Here is a 19410-nt window from a genome sequence, read left to right as displayed (position 1 = left end):
GGTYCTGGGCGGCCTTCGCCTGCCCGATCGCCGCAGCGGCCTTCTTCTCGGCCGCGGCCTTGGCCTGCCCGCGGGCGGCKGCGGTCGACCGGGCGGCGGCGGCGTTCAGCCGGCMGGCCTCCGCGGCGGCGGCCCGCTCGGCGGCGGCCTTCTGCTGGCCGCTCGCGGCGGCAGCCTCCTTCTCGGCGGCGGCCTTGGCCTTGCCGCTCGCCGCTCCGGCGGCGCGCTCGGCGGCCGCCTTCTGCTGCGAGCTGGTCAGGTTGTCGACCTCGTCGGTGCGGGCGGCCAGGGCCGACCTGAGCTGGGCGTTCTCCTTCTCGAGCGCGATCTGCTCGGCGCTCTTCGGCTCGGCGGTCGGCTCCGCCTTCGACGGTGACAGCCAGACGACGGCGGTGACGGCGAGCAGGGCGAGGGCCACCGCGAAGGCGGCCAGGCGGGCTCTCGGTGATGCGTGCAGGACGCGGTTCTTGGTGTGCTCAGACATAGGCGAGCGCCTCCAGAGCCAGTAGGGCCAGCGCGATGCCGTACGGCACCGCGGCGAGCGGGTTCAGACGTCGTCGGGTCGCGGTGGGTTGCTGTGCCGCCTGGGCTGCGCGGACGCGACGCACCTCGGTCCGGACGGCGGAGCCGGCCTCCGCGCGGTCGACCAGGTCGACCGGCGCCCCGCCGCTGACCTCCTCGAGCTCGGCCATGAGGTCCTCGTTCTCCCCACCGCCGCCGTACGCGCCTGCGCGGGTCCCCCAGCCGCTGGCGTGCGCCATCCGGACGAAGCCGAGGATGCGGATCGGCATGAGGAAGAACGTCGACACGATGATGAACACCGGCAGCCGGAAGAAGTCCGACGGCTTCTCGTGCAGGTGCCGGATCTGCCGGATCGACATCGACAGCACCGACGACACGATCATCAGGGCGACCACCCAGACCCAGCCGTTGAGGCCCGTGTAGGTCTCGAGGATGGCCTCGTACAGGTTGGTCCCGGTGCCGGAGACCGACCGGTAGACCCAGCCGAGGATCGTCCCCAGCAGCAGGAACGGCAGCAGGATGTCGGTGAGGAAGAAGACCGCCAGCACGGGGGCGTGCCCGAGCATCCAGGGGAGCATCCGCAGGGTGTTGTACTGGCTGCCGCGCGCCCAGCGGAGCTGCTGCTTGAACAGCTTCTTCACCTGCAGAGGAGCGTCCGTGTAGCAGAGGCTCGAGTACTGGTAGACGGTGCGGTAGCCGGCCTTGAGCGTGAGGTTGGTGAGGGTGCGGTCGTCGGACACCTCGAGGAAGACGCCGAGGAACTTCTCGTTCATGAACTTGTCCATGACCTGCATGAGGATCCGCCGACGGAACGCGATGGTGCGTCCCGGCAGGCAGCCGACCTGGCCCAGCGCCGACTGCGCCGGCATGGAGTAGAGCGCCCGGGTGTTCTCCAGCCAGTCCGCCCAGCGCGTGATCCACGACCGCTTCGGGTCGAGGATGCGCTGCCGCGTGGTGACGCCGCCGACCGAGGCGTCGGCGAACGGCTTGACCAGCTCGGGCAGGGTGCCGTCGGTCCAGACCGTGTCGGAGTCGACCAGCACCGTGATCTCGCCCGTCGACATCTGCGTGCCGATCATCACGGCGTTCCGCTTGCCAGGGATGGGCGTGTGCACCCACCTGACCAGCGGCGCGAACTCCTCGCTGACCTGCTCGAGCGCCGTGTTCACAGCACCGTTGATGACGACGATGACCTCGTCGGGGTGCTGCGCGACGATCCGCGCGAGCACCGACCGGAAGAGGTCGAGCGGCTCGTCCACCACCGGGATGACGACGCTGGTCGAGACGTCGTACGCGGCGGTGACGGGCCGGTAGCGGCGGGCAAGCACCACCTTCAGGATCCACAGGGCCCAGACCAGCGTGGAGAAGAACGCGAAGAGGTAGAGCTCGGACTGTCCGGCGAACATCTCCCGGAGCTGCAGGACGAAGACGAACATAGGCACCCCAGGTGGCCGTGTTCGGGCATGGGCAAGCTGACCGACGCCGTTGACGATGCAGCGGGGACGGCAGGTGTCGGCCGCGGTGGGCCTGGGTCTACCTGCTCGTCAAGGGCCGCGGAGTCAGGTTTCGACCCGGCGCGACGGCTGCGACACCCGCCCTCTGCTGGAGCGGTACGGCCACTGTGCACGGTGGGGCCGGCATCACCTAGGGGCGCAAGAAAACTCTGTGTAAACCGATGTAACGGATGTAACGGCTATCTGAACAGACTCGTCAGCGCTGGACGGCCCGCAGGAGATCTTGATAATCGGGGTGCCGCGCGATCCACGCCTTCACGTACGGGCAGAACGCGACGACGTCCCGCCCGCTCGCCCGGACGGCGTCCAGCGCGGCCTGCACGAGGGTCGACGCGATCCCCTGCCCCTCGAACTTCGGGTCCACCTCGGTGTGCGTGAACACCACCGTCGGCCCGATCGTGTCGTAGACCGAGAAGCCCAACAGCTCCCCGTCCGGGCTGCGCGCCTCGAACCGGTGCTCGTCGGGAGCGTCGCTGACCTGCACGTCCGTCATGCCTCGATGGTGAGGCACGGCGAGCCCGGGCGGTAGTCCTGGTGACACACTGGCCACATGCTCCAGCCCTACCGTGACGTGCTCACGCGTCCCGGGGCGCTCGCGTTCTCGGGCGCCGGCGTGCTCGCCCGGTTGCCCATGTCGATGGTCGGCATCGGCATCGTGCTCATGGTCTCGACGCTCTACGGCTCCTACGGCCTGGCCGGGCGGGTGTCTGCCGTGTACGTCGTGGCCCAGGCCGTGTGCTCCCCGCAGCTGGCTCGCCTGGTCGACCGGCACGGGCAGTCGCGGATCATGCGGCCAGCCGTCGCGATCGCGGCCGTCGGGCTCGTCGGCCTCGTGATCGCCGCGTCGCTGCAGGCGCACGAGGCGTGGCTGTACGTCGCGGCGGTCGTCACCGGCGCCGCCATCGGGTCGTTCGGGTCACTCGTGCGGGCGCGCTGGGCGCGGGTGCTCGGCGACGACTCCCACCGGATGCACACCGCCTACTCGCTGGAGTCCGCGCTCGACGAGCTGGTCTTCATCGTCGGCCCCGTGGTCGCCACGCTCCTCGCGACGGGCGTCGCGCCGACGGCCGGGCTGATCGTGCCCCTCGTCGCGATGCTCGTCGGCGGCTACTGGTTCCTCTCGCTGCGGCACACCGAGCCCCCGGCGGCCGCGGCCGGCAGCCCCCGCCCGCGCGGCTCGGTGCTGGCCAAGCCCGGCATGGTCGTCCTGGCCATCGTGTTCGTCGCGATGGGCTCGATCTTCGGCGCCACCGACGTCTCGACGGTGGCCTTCGCCGACGAGTCGGGGTCCAAGGGCACCGCCGGCATCATCCTGGCGATCTTCGCGCTCGGCTCGCTCATCTCCGGCCTGCTCTACGGCACCCGGCAGTGGAAGCGGCCCCTGCACCTGCGTTTCGCCACCGGCGTCGTCGCGCTCGCCGTCGGCGTCTGCTTCTTCTTCCTCGTGCAGTCCCTCGCGGCGCTCGCGGCCGTGATGTTCGTCGCGGGGTTCGCCATCGCTCCGACGCTGATCAACGGCAACGGGCTGGTGCAGGACCTGGTCCCGCGCGAGCGGCTGACCGAGGGGCTGACGTGGGTGGGCACGTCGCTGGGCGTCGGCGTGTCCGTCGGCTCGTCCATCGCCGGGGCACAGATCGACGCCCACGGGTCGCACGCCGGGTTCCTGGTGGTCGTCGTCTCCGCCGGATTCGCCGTGGTCGCGACGCTCGCGGCGTTCCGGACCCTGCGGGGGGACGTCCGGGACCACGTGCCCGACTCCGTCGAGGCCGGCTCGCCCTCCGCGACCGGCGGCGCTGCCGTCGCGGCGTGCGAGATCGCGGAGTCCGTGGAGCCCGCGCGGTCCGTCGGTACCTTCGGGCCGTGATCGACGCCCTCCGCCAGCTCGTCCGCCCGCTCGGCTCGCTCGCCTCGGCCGACCTGCTGACGGGCGGCCAGTTCGCGACGACCTACCGCGTGACCATGACCGACGGCTCGCGCGTCGTCGTGAAGACCGCCCCGGCCGGCACCGACCAGCTCCTGGGCTACGAGCATGACCTCCTGCGCGCGGAGGCGCTCGTCTACGGGCTCGCCGCGGACCTCCCCGCCCTGCGCATGCCGACGGTGCTGCTGACGGACTTCTCCCGCACCCTGCTGCCCACCGACGTCCTCGTCGTCAGCCACCTGCCCGGCGTCCCGCTGGTGGACTCCGACCTCGCCCCGGACGACCCGCGGACCATGCGCGACGTCGGAGCGGTCCTGGCGGCGATGCACCGGATCACCGGTCCGACGTTCGGCTACCCGTGCGGGCGGCAGGCGCCGACCTGGGCGGAGTCGTTCGGCGCCATGATCGACGAGCTCCTCGACGACGCGGAGCGCTGGTCCGTGCCCGTCCCGGCGGCGCAGGTGCGCGCGGCGATGGCGCGTCACGGGCACACCCTTGCGGACGTCACCCGGCCCGCGCTGGTGCACACGGACCTCTGGGCCGGCAACGTGTTCGTCGACCCCGGCACGGGCGCGGTGGTCGGCGTCATCGACCCGGAGCGCGCGTTCTGGGGCGACCCGCTGGCGGACCTCGTGGGCGTCGACCCGATGAGCCGGGCCGTCGGGACGCCGGCGCTGCTCGAGGGCTACGGGCCCGGGCTCGACGTCACCAGCCCGTCGGCCGTCGCGCGGCTCGAGCTGTACCGCATGCGGCTCTGCCTCGTGATGATGATCGAGATCACGCCGCGGAAGTTCGAGGGCGACTGGGTGGAGCCGCACCGCGCGGCGGTCACCGCGAACCTGCACGCGGCCCTGGCGGCGCTGGCCTGAGGTGCGGGTCACGGCCCGCGGGCACACGATGGGCGGACCGCCGCCCATCCCCCGGAGGACCCCGTGGCCCGTCGCCGCACGATCGCCGACCTGCTCGTCGCCCAGCTCGTCGCCGCCGGCGCGCGGCACATCTACGGCATCGTCGGGGACAGCCTCAACCCCGTGGTCGACGCGGTCCGGCGGGCGCACGACGACGGCGTGGACATCTCCTGGGTGCACGTGCGGCACGAGGAGGCCGGCGCCTTCGCGGCTGCCGCGGAGGCCGAGCTGACGGGTCGGCTGGCGGTCTGCGCGGGCTCCTGCGGGCCGGGCAACCTGCACCTGATCAACGGCCTCTACGACGCCAACCGCTCCCGCGTGCCGGTGCTGGCCATCGCGTCGCACATCCCGAGCGCGCAGATCGGCACCCAGTACTTCCAGGAGACCCACCCGGACCGGCTGTTCCTCGAGTGCTCGGTGTACTCCGAGATGATCTCGACGGCCGCGCAGGCGCCCCGCGTCATCCGGTCGGCCATCCATCACGCGTACGGCGCCCCCGGCGTCTCCGTGCTCACCCTGCCCGGCGACGTCGCGGACCTCGAGGCGCCCGACGCCGGCGTCGACGTGCTCACGCCCCCGCCAGCGCCGCGGGTGGTTCCCGACGAGGGCGCCGTGCGCGCCCTCGCGGAGGCGATCGACGCGGCCGGCAAGGTGACGATCTTCGCCGGGGCGGGCGTCCGGCACGCGCGCGCCGAGGTGCTGGCCCTCGCCCGCCTGCTGCACGCGCCCGTCGGGCACAGCCTGCGGGGCAAGGAGCACATCCAGGTCGACAACCCGTTCGACGTCGGCATGTCCGGGCTGCTCGGCTACGGCGCGTGCCAGTCCGCGATGGAGGGCGCCGACCTGCTGCTCCTGCTGGGCACCGACTTCCCGTACGACCAGTTCCTGCCCTCCGGCGTCCGCACCGCGCAGGTCGACATCGAGCCGACCCGGCTAGGTCGGCGCACGCGCAACGACCTCGCGGTGCTCGGGGACGTCGGCGAGACCGCGAAGGCGCTGCTCGACCTGGTGACGCCCAAGAAGAGCCACCGGTTCCTCGACCAGATGCTCAAGAAGCACCAGCGCGCGATGGGCGGCGTGGTCGGTGCGTACACCAAGGACGTCGAGCACACCGAGCCGATCCACCCCGAATACGCCGCGGTGGTGCTCGACGAGGAGGCGCCCGACGACGCCGTCTTCACGGTCGACACCGGCATGTGCAACGTCTGGGCGGCCCGCTACATCACCCCGAACGGCCGGCGTCGGGTCATCGGCTCGTTCCTGCACGGGTCGATGGCCAACGCGGTGCCGCACGCCATCGGCGCGGCCCTGTCGGGCGGAGGCCGGCACGTGGTCGCGATGGCCGGCGACGGCGGCCTGTCGATGCTGCTGGGCGAGCTCATCACGGTGAAGGTGCTGGACCTGCCGGTGAAGATCGTCGTGTTCGACAACGCGACGCTCGGCATGGTCCGGCTCGAGATGCTCGTCGACGGGCTGCCCTCCTACGCCACCGACACCCCGCCAGTCGACTACGCGGCGATCGCGTCGGCGGTCGGGATCCCGTCGGTGCGCGTCGAGAAGCCCACGGCGATCCGCGCCGCCCTGCGCGAGGCCTTCTCGCACAACGGTCCGGCGCTGGTCGACCTGGTCACCGACCCGCGGGCACTCTCGCTGCCGCCGAAGATCACGCGCGCGCAGGTCTCCGGGTTCACCGCCGCCATGAGCAAGGAGGTGCTCGGCGGCGGGCTGGGCGAGGTCATGGCCATGGCCCGCTCGAACCTGCGGAACGTGCCGCGACCCTAGGGCACGGGGTGGCGCGCGTCGTAGTCCCAGAACGAGCGCTGCGTGCGCACCAGCACCCACAGGAGCACGACGCACAGGGAGCCGCCGATCACCGCGGCCCACCCCTCGCCGATCTTCGCCGCCGCGCCGCCGAGCAGCGCCTCACCCAGCCGCGGACCGCCCGCGACGACGACGATGAACACGCCCTGCAGCCGGCCGCGCATGTCGTCGGGCGTCGCGGTCTGCAGGATCGTCTGCCGGAACACCGAGCTGATCGCGTCGCTGGCCCCGGCGACCACGAGCATGAGCACCGCGATCGCGAGCGCGAGCCACAGCACCTGGTCCGGGTGCGACTGCCCGGCGACCACCAGGACCAGCCCGAAGCCTGCGATGGCCAGACCCCAGATCGTGATCGCCACCGCGATGATCCGCCCCTGCCAGCGGATCCGGGTCAGGCCGCCGGAGAACAGCCCCGCCAGCCCCACGCCGACCGCGGCGGACGCCGCCATCACGCCGGTCGTCGTCGCGCCGCCGCCCAGGTAGACCAGGCCGACCGCCGGGAAGAGCACGCGCGGCGACGACGTGATCATCGCGACCAGGTCCACCGCGAACGTCATGCGCACGTTCCGCTGCGTGCCGAGATACCGGAAGCCGTCGACCACCGAGGCCAGCCCGGCCCGCTCCCGCCGGTTCGCCGAGTGCTCGGGCGGTTGGGCGGGCAGGCGGAACACCGCGGCGAGCGCGGCGGTGAACAGCAGCGCGTCGAGCGTGTACGCGACGCCGTAGTCGAACGCGGCCACCAGCGCGGCGCCCAGCAGCGGACCGACGGTGAACGCGACGCTGAACCCGAGCGTCTGCAACGCGTTCGCCGCGGGCATCAGCGTGGGGTCGAGGAGTCGCGGGATGATCGCCGACCGCGCCGGCGAGTTCACCGCGAACGCCCCCGACTGCACCGCGACCAGCGCGAACAGCACCCACACCTGCGAGTTGCCGAGCCACGCCTGCACCGCCAGCCCGATCGTGGCGCCCCACGCCACCAGCGACGCGACCAGCGCCACCTTGCGCCGGTCGTAGTGGTCGGAGATCGCGCCGCCGTACAGGCCGAAGAACACCAGCGGCACGAGCGCGCAGAGCCCGAGGATGCCGACGGAGGCGGTCGACCGCGTGAGGGCGTAGACCTGCAGCCCCACCGCCACGACGGTCAGCTGCGCCCCGAGGTTCGAGATCGACAGCCCCCACCACAGCCGCCGGAACGCCGGGCTGGCGCGCAGGGGTGTCGTGTCGACGACGAACGAGGGCATCGGGCGAGTTTAGTTGCCCGGGAGACGCACCCGGTCCGCGTCCCGCCGCGCCCAACTCGTGACTCCCCGCCCATCTCGCCGGTCGAAACCGGCGAGCCCGACCACCAGTCACGAGCTCACGGTGTGCGTCGGCCGGCACGGGGCGCCGAGAACGGCAGTTCCCCGCGAGAACGGCAGGTTGAGGTGCCGTTCTCGCGGGGAAGTGCCGTTCTCGCTGTCCGGTCGCGCCCGTCAGGTGGTTCGCAGGACGTGGGACCCTGGGGCCGTGAGCAGCGCCGTCGAGCACCTCGTCGTCATGGGGGTGTCCGGGACCGGCAAGTCGACGACTGCGGCGCTCCTCGCGGAACGGCTCGGGCGGCCGATGATCGAGGGCGACGACCTCCACCCCGCCGCCAACGTCGCGGCCATGCACGCGGGCCGGGCGCTGACCGACGCGGACCGCGCCCCGTGGCTGCGTGCGATCCGGGACGCGATGACGGCCGCGGGCGGCTCCACGGTGGTCACCTGCTCGGCGCTGCGCCGCGCCTACCGGGACGTCCTGCGCACCGCCGAGGGCCGCGTCCGCTTCGTGCACCTGGTCGTCCCCGCCGACGAGCTCGCCCGGCGCCTCGCGGTGCGCCGGGGCCACTTCATGCCGGCGACGCTCCTGGCGAGCCAGCTGGCGACCCTCGAACCCCTGGGTCCCGACGAGGACGGCGTGAACGTGCCGGTCCACGGCACCCCGGACCAGGTCGTCGACGAGGCGCTCCGCCTGCTGCACGCCTGAGCCACTCGCCGGTCGCGCGAGAACGGCACTTCGCCGTGAGAACGGCAGTTCAGGGTGCCGTTCTCGCGGGGAAGTGCCGTTCTCGGCGGCGGGGAGGTGGCGTCAGCCCTCCAGGGACGCGCCCGTCTCGAGCACCGTCTTCAGGTCCGACAGGATCTGCGGCCAGCCGCCGCCGAACTCGGGCAGGTCGCCGGAGACGAGCGCCGCGGTCCGCGGGGCTCCGGTCACGTCATGGACGACGGTGAGCTGCGTGATCCCCTCGCCGCGCTCCTCGAGCTCGTAGGTGAGCCGCGTGAACCCCTCGGTGCTGGCCTCGGCGTCCCAGAGGGTGCGCCAGGTCTGGACGAGCTTGCTGCCCGCCACCACCTCGACCACCTCGCCGTCGACGATCGGCTGCCCGGCGGACGCGCCGCCGTACTCGATCATCGCGGCGGACGGCTCGGTGCTGAACGCGCCGCCGGGCGTGAGGTCGTAGGTGCTGGCGCACTTGTACCCGTAGCGGTCGTTCCACTCGGGGGACGTGATCGCGCGCCACACCGTCGCGGTGTCGGCCTTGATCCAGATGCGGTTGACGAGGACGGTCGTGGTGGCCGTGTCGGTGGTGCTCATGGTGGACTCCAGGGCTGATTTGAGGTCGGTCAACGCGTGCAGGCGCTCGGCGCCGCGCACGTCGTACTTGTCGATCCACCGCTCGTGGATCTGCTGGATCGGGACGGCGTTGAGGAAGTGCAGCTTCTCCCGCCCCGATCGTCGGGTGACCACGAGGCCCGCCTCCTCGAGCACCTTGAGGTGCTTCATGACCCCGAACCGGGTCATGTCGAGGCCCTGCTCGAGCTCTGTGAGCGTGCGGCCGTCACGCGCATAGAGCTGGTCGAGCAGGTGGCGACGGGAGGTGTCCGCAAGCGCCTTGAACACCAGGTCCTCGTCCATGCCGTCGACAATAGGTGACTGATTAGTCACATGTCAACGGTCACCAGCCGCGGGAGCCCGGCGACCCCTTGAACGGGCCGACCACGCGCGAGGTGATCCAGCCGCCGTAGAACCCGCCGGCCTGAGGCTGCACCCGCTCGCCGTCGACCGTGCAGGTCAGGTCGTCGGCGTAGAGCGCGACGCGGTCGCCGAGGACCTCGTAACCCGGCAGCGGCGCCGGGTAGGTCCACCCGACGCGGGAGAGCAGGCGGTCGCCGACGCGCACCGACACGTAGCCGGCGGCCCCCTTGTACTCACAGACCGAGGACCCGACGGCCGCCTCCAGCACGCCGGGCTCGAAGGCGTCGACGGGCAGGTAGTACACCGGCGGATGGCTCGTCTCGAGCACGCGGACGGCGTCCGTGGTCGCCGCCACCGGATGCCCGTCGAGCGTCACGACGACGTGCTCCGCCGTGCGCTCGACGCGCGGGGGGCGCGGGTAGTCCCAGACCGACTCCTGGCCGGGCGCTGCCGGCGCAGGGGTCGGCCTCACCGCTGCCCGGGGTTGGCGTCGTCTGCGTCCATCAGGGGCTCGACGACGGCGTCGTCGCGGTCGTACTTGCTGGTCGAGCCCGACATCGCCCCGGTGGCGGTGTCGACGGCCTTCTCCCAGAGCGCGGCGCCCTGCTGCTTGGCGAACTCCGTCGCCTTGCCCTCGTACTCCTGGACGTACCCCTGCACGCGGGGGTCCTGCCACACGTCGGTGGCCCAGACCTTGAACTTGGCCAGCTGGCGGCGACCCGACGGGGTGCCCACCAGGTACCCGGCGCCGACGCCGGCGAGAAACACGAGCCTCTTCATGCGCGGTCCTCCGTAGCTTCGTCCGAAGGTCCGAGCGTAGGCAGGGATCGGCGCCACCGCGCGGCAGAGGCCGCCGACTCAGCCCCCGGCGAGCAGCGGGAGGCGGCGGACGCTGCGGAACCGGCGGTCGCTGCCGTCGACGGGGTCGGTGAACGCGAGCTCCCCCGCGAGCAGCTGCAGGGGGCGGCTGAAGTCGTCGACCTCGACGTCGAGCACCTCGGGGTACAGCGGGTCGTCGACGATCGGGATGCCGAGGCCGTGCAGGTGGACGCGGAGCTGGTGGGTACGGCCCGTGCGAGGGGTCAGCCGGTAGACCCCGCGCGCGGCGGCCTGGGACTCGAGCTCGACGAGCGTCTCCGCGTTGACCGGGGCGCCGGGCACCACCTCGGCCTGCCACGAGCCGCGCTCCTTGCGCAGGTGGTTGCGGACCACGACGGGGAGCTCGAGATCCTCGCGCACCGGCGCCACCGCCCAGTACGTCTTGCGCACGCCCCGGCGCTCGAACAGCGTCTGGTACGGACCCCGCCACCGCGGCTCGGTCGCGAGCATCAGCAGCCCGGACGTGACCCGGTCCAGGCGGTGCAGCGGGGAGAGGTCCGGCAGGCCCAGCTGGGCGCGCAGGCGGACGACGACGCTCTGCTGCACGTGCCGGCCCCGCGGGATCGAGGACAGGAAGGGCGGCTTGTCGACGACGACGAGGCGCTCGTCGTGATGCACCACGTGGATCGGCGCGGTCACCTCGGGCTCCTCGCGCAGGTCGCGGTGGAACCAGACGAACCGGTGGGGGCCGTACGGGTCGTCCGCGCGCACCGCCCGGCCGTCCTCGTCGACAAAGCGCCCGTGCTCCAGCATGTCGGCCACGTCGACGTGCGCCGGCAGCCTGTCCCGCAACCAGTCGCCCATCGTCGGCCAGCTATCGGTGTCGGTGCGGTCGGGGGTGCGCAGCCACGCGGCACTCAGGCCGTGGCGCGGCGGCAGGGGTGATCGGGGAGGCACGCTACGGCGCCCCGAGCGGCGCCAGCAGGTCGAGGGCGACCGCCCGGGCGGCAGCGGTGCGGGTCGCCTGGTCGCCGCCGATCGGCAGCGGCGACTCCCCTCCGACGGCGCCGAGCATGAGCGCCGCGAACAGCAGCGTCGCGCGCAGCGAGGCCTCGGGCGTGGGGTCGTCGCCCGCGATGGCCGACACGAGGGTGCGCAGCACGCCGAGCTGCATGCCGCCGAACTCGCTGCGCTCGACGACCGCGGGGTTGGTCTGCCCGAACCTCAGGATGATCCCGCCGTCGGACTGCACGAGGGCGAGCAGCCGGTCGACCAGCTGCTCGTCGCGCGCGCGCCCCGGCGGCTCCGTCCGAGCCCACGACGCCAGCTCGTCGAACCGCTCGGCATAGCCGGACATCGCGCTGCCGACGATGTCCTCCTTGGTGCGGAAGTGGTAGTAGAGCGCGGCCTTGGTGACACCGACCTCGTCGGCGATCTCGCGCAACGAGGTCTTGTCGTAGCCGTGCTCGACGAACCGGCGCATAGCGACGGCCACGATCTGGTCCCTCGTCGCACTCCCGTCGCGGGGCATCGGACTCCTCTTCCTGTGGCAGCTCTCAGCAAGCCTACTTGACGACCGGCAAGTAACCGGGACTACCCTCGACGCGTTACTAGCCGGTCGACAAGTAAGGAGCAATGAGATGGCCACCGCCACGATGCCACGCCCGCCGGAAAACGGCCTGAGCCCGAGGCGCCTMGGGCTCATCATGGTCAGCCTCGTGCTGGCCCTCGTCCCCCTCCAGCTCGACGCGCTCGTCGCCGCCACCGCGCTGCCGACGATCGCGGGAGACCTCGGCGGCTTCGACGATCTCGCCTGGATCACCACGTCGTACCTGCTCGCCATGGCGATCGGCACGATCGTCGCGGGCCGTCTGGGCGACATTTTCGGCCGTCGACCCCTGCTGCTCGTCGCCCTCGTCGCGTTCGGCGTCGGCTCCGTGCTCACCGGCCTGGCGCCGAGCATCGGCGCGCTCATCGCCGCGCGGACGCTGCAGGGTCTCGGGGCTGGCATGACGTTCACCAGCCTGCTCGCGGTGGTCGCGGACGTCGCACCGCCCGACCGGCGCGCCCGCTACCAGGGCATCCTCGGCGCGATCGCGCCCGTGTCGATGATCGTCGGGCCGTGGGCGGGTGGCGTCATCACCGAGCACCTGGGCTGGCGCTGGATCTTCCTGCTGAACGTGCCGCTGGTCCTGGCCTCGATCGCCGGCGTGCTGGCCTTCGTCCGCCTGCCGGCACGCCCCCGCGGCGGCCGGGTCGACGTCGCCGGGCTCGTCGCCGTCGTCTTCGCGAGCTCCGGCCTCGTGCTCGCCGCCACGTGGGGCGGACACCGGTACGGGTGGGGCTCGTGGCAGGTGCTCGGCGCCCTGCTCGTCGCCGCCGTCGCCATCGGCGCGCTCGTCGTCGTCGAGCGTCGGGCCACCCACCCCGTCCTGCCGCTCGACCTGTTCCGCACCCGGTCGGTCGTGCTCTCCTTCGTGGTGCTCGCCCTGGCCATGGGCGCCGTCATGACCAGCGCGATCACCTACCTGCCGGTGTTCCTCCAGCTGGTGCAGGGGCACTCGGCGAGCAACAGCGGCCTGCTGCTGCTCCCGTTGCTGCTGCCGGCGATCGTGGTCGGCGTGCTGACGGGCCGCTTCACGACGACACCCGCGCGCTTCCGGCCGGCCATGGTGCTCGGCACCGCGGTGGTGGTGGCGGCGAGCGTCCTGCTGGCCACCATGACCGTCGACACGTCCGCCTGGGTCACCGCGAGCTACATGGTGCTGGCCGGGTTCGGCATCGGGCTGCTCTTCCAGACGCCCATGGTGCTCGTGCAGAACTCCGTGCGCCCCGACGAGGTCGGCGCGGCCACCGGCGCCGCGGGCTTCATGCGGATGATCGGTGCCGCGGTGGGCGCGGGCGCGCTCGGCGCCCTGTTCTCCAGCGCCGTCGCCGGCGCGATGCCCGACGGCGTCGACGCGGCGTCCCTGACGCCCGAGCGCCTCGCGTCCCTGCCGACGGCCGTCGAGTCGGCGGCGCGGGCGGCGGTCGCGACGGGGTCGTCGGCGCTCTTCTGGGTCGCGGCGGCGCTGGCGGCGATCGCGCTCGTCGCGGCGCTGGCCCTGCCGCGGAGCGCACCGGTCGACGAGTCCGACGCACCGGCGACAATGGCGGCATGACCCTGGACGAGGCCGTCGCGGCCGTCGAAGCGACCCTGGGCTCCGCTGACCTGCGCGTGGACCGCCGCCGGGTGCGCGAGGACGCGTCGTCGTTCCTGCTGGTGGTCCTCGACACCAGCGGTGGGCGGAGCGCCGGGCCGATCGCCAACGGGCCCCGCCTCGTCGACAAGGCGAGCGGCGAGGTGAGCCGGCTGACCGTGCCCGATGCGGTCGCGCGCGCCGAGCGGATGGCGCCCGCGCGGTCCTAGGGACGCATCCGCCCTCGCCCGTCATCTCGGCGCGATACGTTCACGCCTGTACCGGGCAACCGTCCGTTCCACCGCGGCGGCGAAGCGGCGCCGACAGCTTGCGAGGCGTAGCGATGACCGACAGTCGTGGGGCCGGAGTCCTGGTCGGCCGCGAGGCCGAAGCGGGCATGCTGCACGCCCTGGTCGCCGACGCGTCGGCGGGGGTCGGACGGTCGGTCGTGCTCGTCGGCGAGGCCGGGATCGGCAAGAGCCGGCTCCTGCAGCAGATGGTCGACGCCGCGCCCGGAGCGCGGGTGCTGCGGGTGTCCGGGTCCGAGCCGGAACGCCAGATGAGCTACGCCGCCCTGCACCGGATCCTCCGTCCCCTCGCCGACGAGGTCGCGCGCCTCCCGGCACCGCAGCGGTCGGCGCTGCAGGTCACCTTCGGCGAGGCCGACGGCCCGACGCCGAGCAAGTTCCTGGTCGGGCTCGCGACGCTGACGATCCTGGGCGCGTCGGGCCCGGCTCCCGTGCTCTGCGTCGTCGACGACGCGCACTGGGTGGACCGTGAGTCGCTCGACGCGCTGGCGTTCGTCGCGCGCCGGCTGGAGCGCGAGTCCGTCGCGCTGGTGCTGGCGACGCGGGACGAGGCCGCGGTCCTGTCGGCGCTCGACAGTCTGGACCGGATCGAGCTCGCCGGGCTCACGCTGCCGGCGGCGACGACCCTGCTCGCCCAGCGTGTGACCGGCCGGGTGCACGCGGCCGTCGTCGCGAGCATCGTCGCGCACAGCAACGGCAACCCGCTCGCCGCGATCGCCATCGCCCAGTCGCTCAGCCCACAGCAGCGCGCCGGCACCGCAGCACTGCCCGACCCGTTGCCGCTGGCCAGCGGGATCCAGGACTACTTCCTGCGGGCCGTCGCCGCCCTGCCCCGCGCGGCGCAGGAGTTCGCGCTCCTCGCGGCCTGCGGATCGGCAGACGATCCGCAGACCGTGTGGCGCGCCGCCCAGCTACGAGGGCTGACCCCGCAGGACGCCGACCAGGCAGCGGTGGCGGAGATCTGCTCGGTGCGGGACGAGGTCCGGTTCGCCCACCCCCTGGTGCGCTCCGCGATCTACGGCTCCGCGGCACCGCACGCCCGCAGGGCGGCCCACGCCGCGCTCGCCGACGCGACCGCCCCGACCGATCCCGACCGGCGGGCATGGCACCTGGCGGAGGCGGCCGGCGCCCCGGACGACGCGGTCGCGGTCGAGCTCGAGCGTTCCGCCCTGCGCGCCCGCGCGCGCGGCGGCTACGCCGCGCAGGCGACGTTCCTGAGACGCGCCGCCGAGCTCACGACGGACCCGACGGTCGCGCTGCGCCGGGCGCTGGACGCTGCCGACGCATACGTCCTCTCCGGAGACCTCGAGACCGCCGGCGTCCTCGTCGGGCAGAGCGCCTCGTCGGCGACCGGTCCGCAACGGGCCCGGGGGCTCCTGGTCGAGGCCGAGATCGACATCGCGCGTGCGCGTCCCGCCCAGGCCGCCGCGACGCTCATGCATGCCGTCGCGGAGGCGGCACCGGGCGACACCGCCTTCATCCGCGACTGCCTGTGCGAGGGGTTGCTGTCGGCCATCATGGCCGGCCGGTACCTGAGCGGGACCACCCACCGGGCGGTCGCTGCCGCCACGCTGTCCTCGGCGGCGCGGCGTCCGCGGTCCGAGGCTCTCGACCAGCTGTTCGACGCGTTCGCGACCCGGATCGGCTCGGGCTACGAGGCCGCCGTGGGCCCCATGCGTGGGGCGCTCGACGCGCTGACGGTCGACGCCGGCGACCTCGGCCGGAACACCGTCGGCGCGGTCCTGCTCGCCATGATGGCGTGCGACGAGCTGTGGGACGAGGCAGCACGGCGCGAGCTGGTCGGCCGGCTCGAGCTGCGGCTCCGCCAGGAGGGCGCGCTGGTCGACCTGTCCGTCACCCTCTCGTCGGGCGCCGCCGGCCTGGTTCGCGAGGGGCGGTTCACCGAGGCCACCGTGCTGTATGCGGAGAGCCAGGAGCTGAGCGCGGCCTATGGCCTGCGCAGCGAGGTCCCGTGGGTCCTGCTGTACGCGTGGCAGGGCCGCGACGCGCAGACGCGAGAGCTGGCTGCCCTCATGCGTGGCCAGCAGAGCCTCGGCCTCTGGACCTCGTTCGCCGCGCACTGCCTGGCTGTCCTGGCGCTCGGTCAGCAGGACTATGCGGTCGCGCGCGACCTGCTCACCGAGATCTTCGACGACGACACGCCCGGGTTCTCCAGCACGTCCCTGCCGGACCTGGTCGAGGCGGCCGCCCGTGCGGGAGACGAGGCGGGTGCCCGGCGTGCCCTCGACCGGCTGGCGGACCGGGCGGTCGCGGCCTCGACGCCGTTGGCGGCGGGACTGCTGGCCCGCTCGCAGGCGCTGCTCGCACCGGACGACCAGGCCGAGGACCTGTTCGTCGCCGCCGTGGCACTGCTCCGGACCACGGGCGTGGCGACGGACGTCGCGCGCGCCCACCTGCTCTACGGGGAGTGGTTGCGCCGCACGGGCCGGCGCGTCGACGCGCGGACGCAGCTGCGACGCGCGCACGAGCTGTTCGCTGCGATGGGCGCGGGCGCGTTCGCGGAGCGGGCACGTTCCGCGCTGCTGGCCACCGGCGAGCGCGCCTCCGCACCGGCGCGCGACGGGGCGGACGGGACGCTCACGCCCCAGGAGTCGCGCATCGCCGCCCTTGCCGCGCGCGGCATGACGAACGCCGAGATCGCATCGAACCTGTTCGTCACCTCGTCGACGATCGAGTTCCACATGACCAAGATCCTGCGCAAGACCGGCGCGACCTCACGGCGCGAGCTGCGCGGCCTCCTGGGGGTCCCGGCGCACTGACTGGGGTGTTTCCCGGGCGCGGACGAATCGGACGCCGTGGTCCGGTGGAGGCATGGACCAGGAGCTGGCAGGCAAGGTCGTCGTCGTCACCGGCGCGCGCCGCGGGATCGGTCTCGCGATCGTGCGCGCGCTGGTCGCCGAGGGTGCGCTCGTGGTCGCCGGCGTGCGGTCGCCGAACGCGGAGCTGGAGTCGTTCGGCGACCGGGTGCACGTCGTCACCGGTGACCTGGCCACCGCCGAGGGGCCGGGCCTGCTCGTCGGGGCCGCGATCGCCGCGCACGGCCGGCTCGACGTCCTGGTGAACAACGTCGGCGGGGTCCGTCCTCGCCTCGACGGCGTCACCGCGGTGTCCGACGACGACTGGTCGTGGGCGTTCGCCACCAACCTGATGCCGGCGGTCCGGGCCACCCGGGCCGCGCTGCCGCACCTGCTGGCCAGCGCGCCGTCGTCCGTGGTGACGATCAGCTCGGTGAACGCCACGCTGCCCGACCCGGCGGTGGTCGACTACAGCGCAGCGAAGGCGGCGCTGTCGAGCTACAGCAAGTCGCTCTCCCGCGAGGTCGGCCCGCTCGGCGTCCGGGTCAACACGATCAGCCCCGGGCCCGTGGCTACCGACCTCTGGCTCGGCGGAGGTGGCGTCGCCGAGACGATCGCCGCCCGCAGCGGCCGGACCCCGGCGGAGGTCGCCGCCGGCGCGGCTGCCGACTCCGCCACCGGCCGGTTCACCCGTCCCGACGAGGTGGCCGACCTCGTCGTCCTGCTCGCCGGATCCCGCGCGGGGAACGCCACCGGCATCGACATCCGCATCGACGGCGGGCTCGTCACCACCCTGTGACCGGCCGCCTCCACCTCTGAGGAGCGCACCATGCCTGCACCGACCACCCGGAGCGCACGCGTCGTCGTGCGCACGCTCGCCACCGCGATCCTGCTCTGCCTCGCCGCCGCGTTCAGCATGGGCAGCGCGAGCGCGCACCGCCCGGAGGCACCCAAGCCGACGGTCGTCCTCGTGCACGGGGCGTTCGCGGACGCGTCGAGCTGGTCGGAGGTCACGCAGCGCCTGCAGCGCAAGGGCTACACGGTGTACGCGCCGGCGAACCCGCTGCGGGGCATCGCCCCGGACGCCGACTACCTGCGCTCGTTCCTGGCGACCGTCCCCGGGCCGATCGTGCTGGTCGGGCACTCGTACGGAGGCGCCGTCATCACGAACGCGGCGACCGGCAACGCGAACGTCCAGGCCCTCGTCTACGTCGCCGCCTACGCGCTCGACGAGGGCGAGAGCATCGGGGCCGCCAACGCGCTCGGCGGCGGGACCGCCCTGCTCGGCCAGCACATCGTCGTCCGCCCCACGGCCGGCGCCGCGCCCGGCGACGTCGACGCCTACGTCGATCCCGCGTACTTCCGCGACGTCTTCGCGGCGGACCTGCCGGCGTCGCAGGCCTCGGTGATGGCCGCCGGACAGCGCCCGCTGCTGGCCTCGGCCCTCGGCACCCCGTCGGGCGTCCCCGCGTGGCGCACCATCCCGTCCTGGTACGTCGTCGCCACCAGGGACCACGCGATCCCGCCCGAGGCCGAGCGCTCCATGGCGGCCCGTGCCGGATCGCACACCGTCGAGCTGAACACCTCGCACGTCCCGATGCTCAGCCGTCCCGACGCCGTCGCCCAGGTCATCCTCGACGCCGCCGGGCGCTGAGTCCCCGTCCCACTCCAAGGAGCACCCATGACCGAGAACCCGCCCGTCGTCCTCATCCACGGCCTCTGGATCCACGCCTCCGCCTGGGCACCCTGGATCGACCTGCTCGCGACGCGGGGCTTCACCGCGACCGCCCCGGGCTGGCCGGGAGAGGCCGCCACGGTCGCCGAGACCCGTGAGCACCCCGAGCCGCAGAACGACGTCGGCATCACGGCGATCTGCGAGCACTACGCCGGCATCTTCGAGGCGCAGGGCATCAAGCCGATCGTGATCGGCCACTCGTTCGGCGGCCTCATCGCCCAGGAGCTGCTCGCCCACGACCTCGCTGTCGCCGCCGTCGCCATCGACCCGGCACCCATCAAGGGCGTCAAGGCGCTGCCGTTCTCGCAGCTGAAGTCCGGGCTGCCGGTGCTCGGCAACCCGGCGAACAAGAAGCGCACCGTCGCACTGACCGCGAAGGAGTTCCGCTACAGCTTCGGCAACGCGCTCAGCCAGGAGGAGTCCGACAGCCTGTGGGAGGCGTTCACCATCCCGGGCCCGGGCCGCCCGCTGTTCGAGGACGCGGCCGCCAACTTCTCCCGCCGGTCGCCGGCCACCGTCGACACCCACACGGCCGTGCGCGGTCCGCTGCTGCTCACCTCCGGCTCGGTCGACCACACGGTGCCGGCCAAGGTGACGCGCGAGGTGTTCCGCCTGTACGCCGACAACACCGCCTCGTCGACGGAGTACCACGAGTTCGAGGGCAAGGGGCACTCGCTCACGATCGACGCCGGGTGGTCCGACGTCGCCGAGGTCGTCCTCGACTGGCTCGCGACGAAGGGCTTCGGCGCCCCCGCGCCCGTGGTCGCCGACTCCGTGGCGTAGGACTGCGGCGCCGCCGGCACGCTCGATCGGGCGCCTCGCCGCCCGATCGAGCGTGCTGCGACCCTTGGCAGACCGGCCCGGGAGCGG

At 73.2% G+C, this 19410-nt stretch carries 18 protein-coding genes and 1 pseudogene; 10 read left to right on the top strand and 9 right to left on the bottom strand.

The features are described from left to right. From AC1DQC_RS13385 to AC1DQC_RS13375, 3 genes and pseudogenes are all read right to left on the bottom strand, one after another. Window positions 1-484: pseudogene (locus AC1DQC_RS13385) on the bottom strand (glycoside hydrolase family 26 protein); the annotation flags it as partial. Further along, window positions 477-1958, bottom strand: a complete 1482-nt coding sequence (locus AC1DQC_RS13380; protein WP_477051733.1) for a glycosyltransferase family 2 protein — start codon at window positions 1956-1958, stop codon at window positions 477-479. The gene AC1DQC_RS13380 and the pseudogene AC1DQC_RS13385, both read right to left, overlap by 8 nt. A gap of 274 nt (window positions 1959-2232) precedes the next feature. Next, window positions 2233-2529 carry a GNAT family N-acetyltransferase gene (locus AC1DQC_RS13375; RefSeq protein ID WP_477051732.1) on the bottom strand — a complete coding sequence of 99 codons (297 nt, stop codon included), beginning with the start codon at window positions 2527-2529 and terminating at the stop codon, window positions 2233-2235. Window positions 2530-2586: 57 nt separating this feature from the next. On the opposite strand from AC1DQC_RS13375, the gene AC1DQC_RS13370 reads away from it, so the two are divergent. From AC1DQC_RS13370 to AC1DQC_RS13360, 3 genes are all read left to right on the top strand, one after another. Then, window positions 2587-3900 carry an MFS transporter gene (locus AC1DQC_RS13370; RefSeq protein WP_477051731.1) on the top strand — a complete coding sequence of 438 codons (1314 nt, stop codon included), beginning with the start codon at window positions 2587-2589 and terminating at the stop codon, window positions 3898-3900. Next, window positions 3897-4826 (top strand): phosphotransferase family protein, encoded by a 930-nt coding sequence (locus tag AC1DQC_RS13365; RefSeq protein WP_477051730.1) that lies wholly within the window; start codon window positions 3897-3899, stop codon window positions 4824-4826. Before AC1DQC_RS13370 ends, AC1DQC_RS13365 begins: the two co-directional genes overlap by 4 nt. A 63-nt stretch (window positions 4827-4889) precedes the next feature. After that, window positions 4890-6647, top strand: coding sequence for a pyruvate dehydrogenase (locus tag AC1DQC_RS13360; protein WP_477051729.1), 1758 nt, complete (start codon window positions 4890-4892; stop codon window positions 6645-6647). Here AC1DQC_RS13360 and AC1DQC_RS13355 read toward each other — a convergent pair. Then, complete coding sequence (locus AC1DQC_RS13355; RefSeq protein ID WP_477051728.1) at window positions 6644-7927, bottom strand: MFS transporter; 1284 nt, start codon at window positions 7925-7927, stop codon at window positions 6644-6646. The two genes, AC1DQC_RS13360 and AC1DQC_RS13355, sit on opposite strands and share 4 nt — an antisense overlap. Before the next feature lie 265 nt (window positions 7928-8192). Here AC1DQC_RS13355 and AC1DQC_RS13350 point away from each other — a divergent pair, with 265 nt between their 5' ends. Further along, the gene (locus AC1DQC_RS13350) at window positions 8193-8693 is read left to right on the top strand and encodes a gluconokinase (RefSeq protein WP_477051727.1); all 501 of its coding nucleotides are present in this window, start codon (window positions 8193-8195) and stop codon (window positions 8691-8693) included. Window positions 8694-8795: 102 nt separating this feature from the next. Here AC1DQC_RS13350 and AC1DQC_RS13345 read toward each other — a convergent pair whose 3' ends face one another. From AC1DQC_RS13345 to AC1DQC_RS13325, 5 genes are all read right to left on the bottom strand, one after another. After that, window positions 8796-9623: an ArsR/SmtB family transcription factor gene (locus AC1DQC_RS13345; RefSeq protein WP_477051726.1), complete on the bottom strand. Its 828-nt coding sequence runs from the start codon at window positions 9621-9623 to the stop codon at window positions 8796-8798. 40 nt (window positions 9624-9663) lie between these two features. Beyond that, window positions 9664-10155 carry a DUF427 domain-containing protein gene (locus tag AC1DQC_RS13340; protein ID WP_477051725.1) on the bottom strand — a complete coding sequence of 164 codons (492 nt, stop codon included), beginning with the start codon at window positions 10153-10155 and terminating at the stop codon, window positions 9664-9666. Continuing rightward, the gene (locus AC1DQC_RS13335; protein ID WP_477051724.1) at window positions 10152-10463 is read right to left on the bottom strand and encodes a YtxH domain-containing protein; all 312 of its coding nucleotides are present in this window, start codon (window positions 10461-10463) and stop codon (window positions 10152-10154) included. Before AC1DQC_RS13335 ends, AC1DQC_RS13340 begins: the two co-directional genes overlap by 4 nt. A gap of 78 nt (window positions 10464-10541) precedes the next feature. After that, window positions 10542-11366 (bottom strand): pseudouridine synthase, encoded by an 825-nt coding sequence (locus AC1DQC_RS13330; protein ID WP_477051723.1) that lies wholly within the window; start codon window positions 11364-11366, stop codon window positions 10542-10544. A 94-nt stretch (window positions 11367-11460) separates the two neighbouring features. Beyond that, entirely contained in the window at window positions 11461-11997 is a 537-nt protein-coding gene (locus AC1DQC_RS13325) for a TetR/AcrR family transcriptional regulator (protein WP_477051722.1), read from the bottom strand. On the opposite strand from AC1DQC_RS13325, the gene AC1DQC_RS13320 reads away from it, so the two are divergent. The 6 genes from AC1DQC_RS13320 to AC1DQC_RS13295 all read left to right on the top strand — a co-directional run bounded on the left by AC1DQC_RS13320 (window position 11984) and on the right by AC1DQC_RS13295 (window position 19323). Next, the gene (locus AC1DQC_RS13320) at window positions 11984-13663 is read left to right on the top strand and encodes an MFS transporter (RefSeq protein ID WP_477051736.1); all 1680 of its coding nucleotides are present in this window, start codon (window positions 11984-11986) and stop codon (window positions 13661-13663) included. The two genes, AC1DQC_RS13325 and AC1DQC_RS13320, sit on opposite strands and share 14 nt — an antisense overlap. Then, window positions 13660-13911: a hypothetical protein gene (locus tag AC1DQC_RS13315; protein ID WP_477051721.1), complete on the top strand. Its 252-nt coding sequence runs from the start codon at window positions 13660-13662 to the stop codon at window positions 13909-13911. The genes AC1DQC_RS13320 and AC1DQC_RS13315 overlap by 4 nt, the downstream gene beginning before the upstream one ends. A gap of 113 nt (window positions 13912-14024) precedes the next feature. After that, window positions 14025-16769 (top strand): helix-turn-helix transcriptional regulator, encoded by a 2745-nt coding sequence (locus AC1DQC_RS13310; RefSeq protein WP_477051720.1) that lies wholly within the window; start codon window positions 14025-14027, stop codon window positions 16767-16769. Window positions 16770-16821: 52 nt separating this feature from the next. Continuing rightward, window positions 16822-17604 (top strand): SDR family NAD(P)-dependent oxidoreductase, encoded by a 783-nt coding sequence (locus AC1DQC_RS13305; protein ID WP_477051719.1) that lies wholly within the window; start codon window positions 16822-16824, stop codon window positions 17602-17604. A 30-nt stretch (window positions 17605-17634) separates the two neighbouring features. Continuing rightward, a complete protein-coding gene (locus AC1DQC_RS13300) occupies window positions 17635-18459 on the top strand; it encodes an alpha/beta fold hydrolase (RefSeq protein WP_477051718.1) in 825 nt (274 codons plus the stop codon). 27 nt (window positions 18460-18486) lie between these two features. Further along, complete coding sequence (locus AC1DQC_RS13295; protein WP_477051717.1) at window positions 18487-19323, top strand: alpha/beta fold hydrolase; 837 nt, start codon at window positions 18487-18489, stop codon at window positions 19321-19323. The last annotated feature ends 87 nt before the right edge of the window (window positions 19324-19410 follow it).

Source organism: Cellulomonas sp. P4_H12 (assembly GCF_056400905.1).
Note: the sequence above shows the minus strand (reverse complement) of the source record. Positions and strands in the feature narration are given on the sequence as shown.

Coding starts and splice junctions, on each gene's coding strand:
- AC1DQC_RS13380 (WP_477051733.1), bottom strand. CDS start 1,958: ATGTTCGTCTTCGTCCTGCAGCTCCGGGAGATGTTCGCCGGACAGTCC.
- AC1DQC_RS13375 (WP_477051732.1), bottom strand. CDS start 2,529: ATGACGGACGTGCAGGTCAGCGACGCTCCCGACGAGCACCGGTTCGAG.
- AC1DQC_RS13370 (WP_477051731.1), top strand. CDS start 2,587: ATGCTCCAGCCCTACCGTGACGTGCTCACGCGTCCCGGGGCGCTCGCG.
- AC1DQC_RS13355 (WP_477051728.1), bottom strand. CDS start 7,927: ATGCCCTCGTTCGTCGTCGACACGACACCCCTGCGCGCCAGCCCGGCG.
- AC1DQC_RS13345 (WP_477051726.1), bottom strand. CDS start 9,623: ATGGACGAGGACCTGGTGTTCAAGGCGCTTGCGGACACCTCCCGTCGC.
- AC1DQC_RS13335 (WP_477051724.1), bottom strand. CDS start 10,463: ATGAAGAGGCTCGTGTTTCTCGCCGGCGTCGGCGCCGGGTACCTGGTG.
- AC1DQC_RS13330 (WP_477051723.1), bottom strand. CDS start 11,366: ATGGGCGACTGGTTGCGGGACAGGCTGCCGGCGCACGTCGACGTGGCC.
- AC1DQC_RS13315 (WP_477051721.1), top strand. CDS start 13,660: ATGACCCTGGACGAGGCCGTCGCGGCCGTCGAAGCGACCCTGGGCTCC.
- AC1DQC_RS13310 (WP_477051720.1), top strand. CDS start 14,025: ATGACCGACAGTCGTGGGGCCGGAGTCCTGGTCGGCCGCGAGGCCGAA.
- AC1DQC_RS13305 (WP_477051719.1), top strand. CDS start 16,822: ATGGACCAGGAGCTGGCAGGCAAGGTCGTCGTCGTCACCGGCGCGCGC.
- AC1DQC_RS13300 (WP_477051718.1), top strand. CDS start 17,635: ATGCCTGCACCGACCACCCGGAGCGCACGCGTCGTCGTGCGCACGCTC.
- AC1DQC_RS13295 (WP_477051717.1), top strand. CDS start 18,487: ATGACCGAGAACCCGCCCGTCGTCCTCATCCACGGCCTCTGGATCCAC.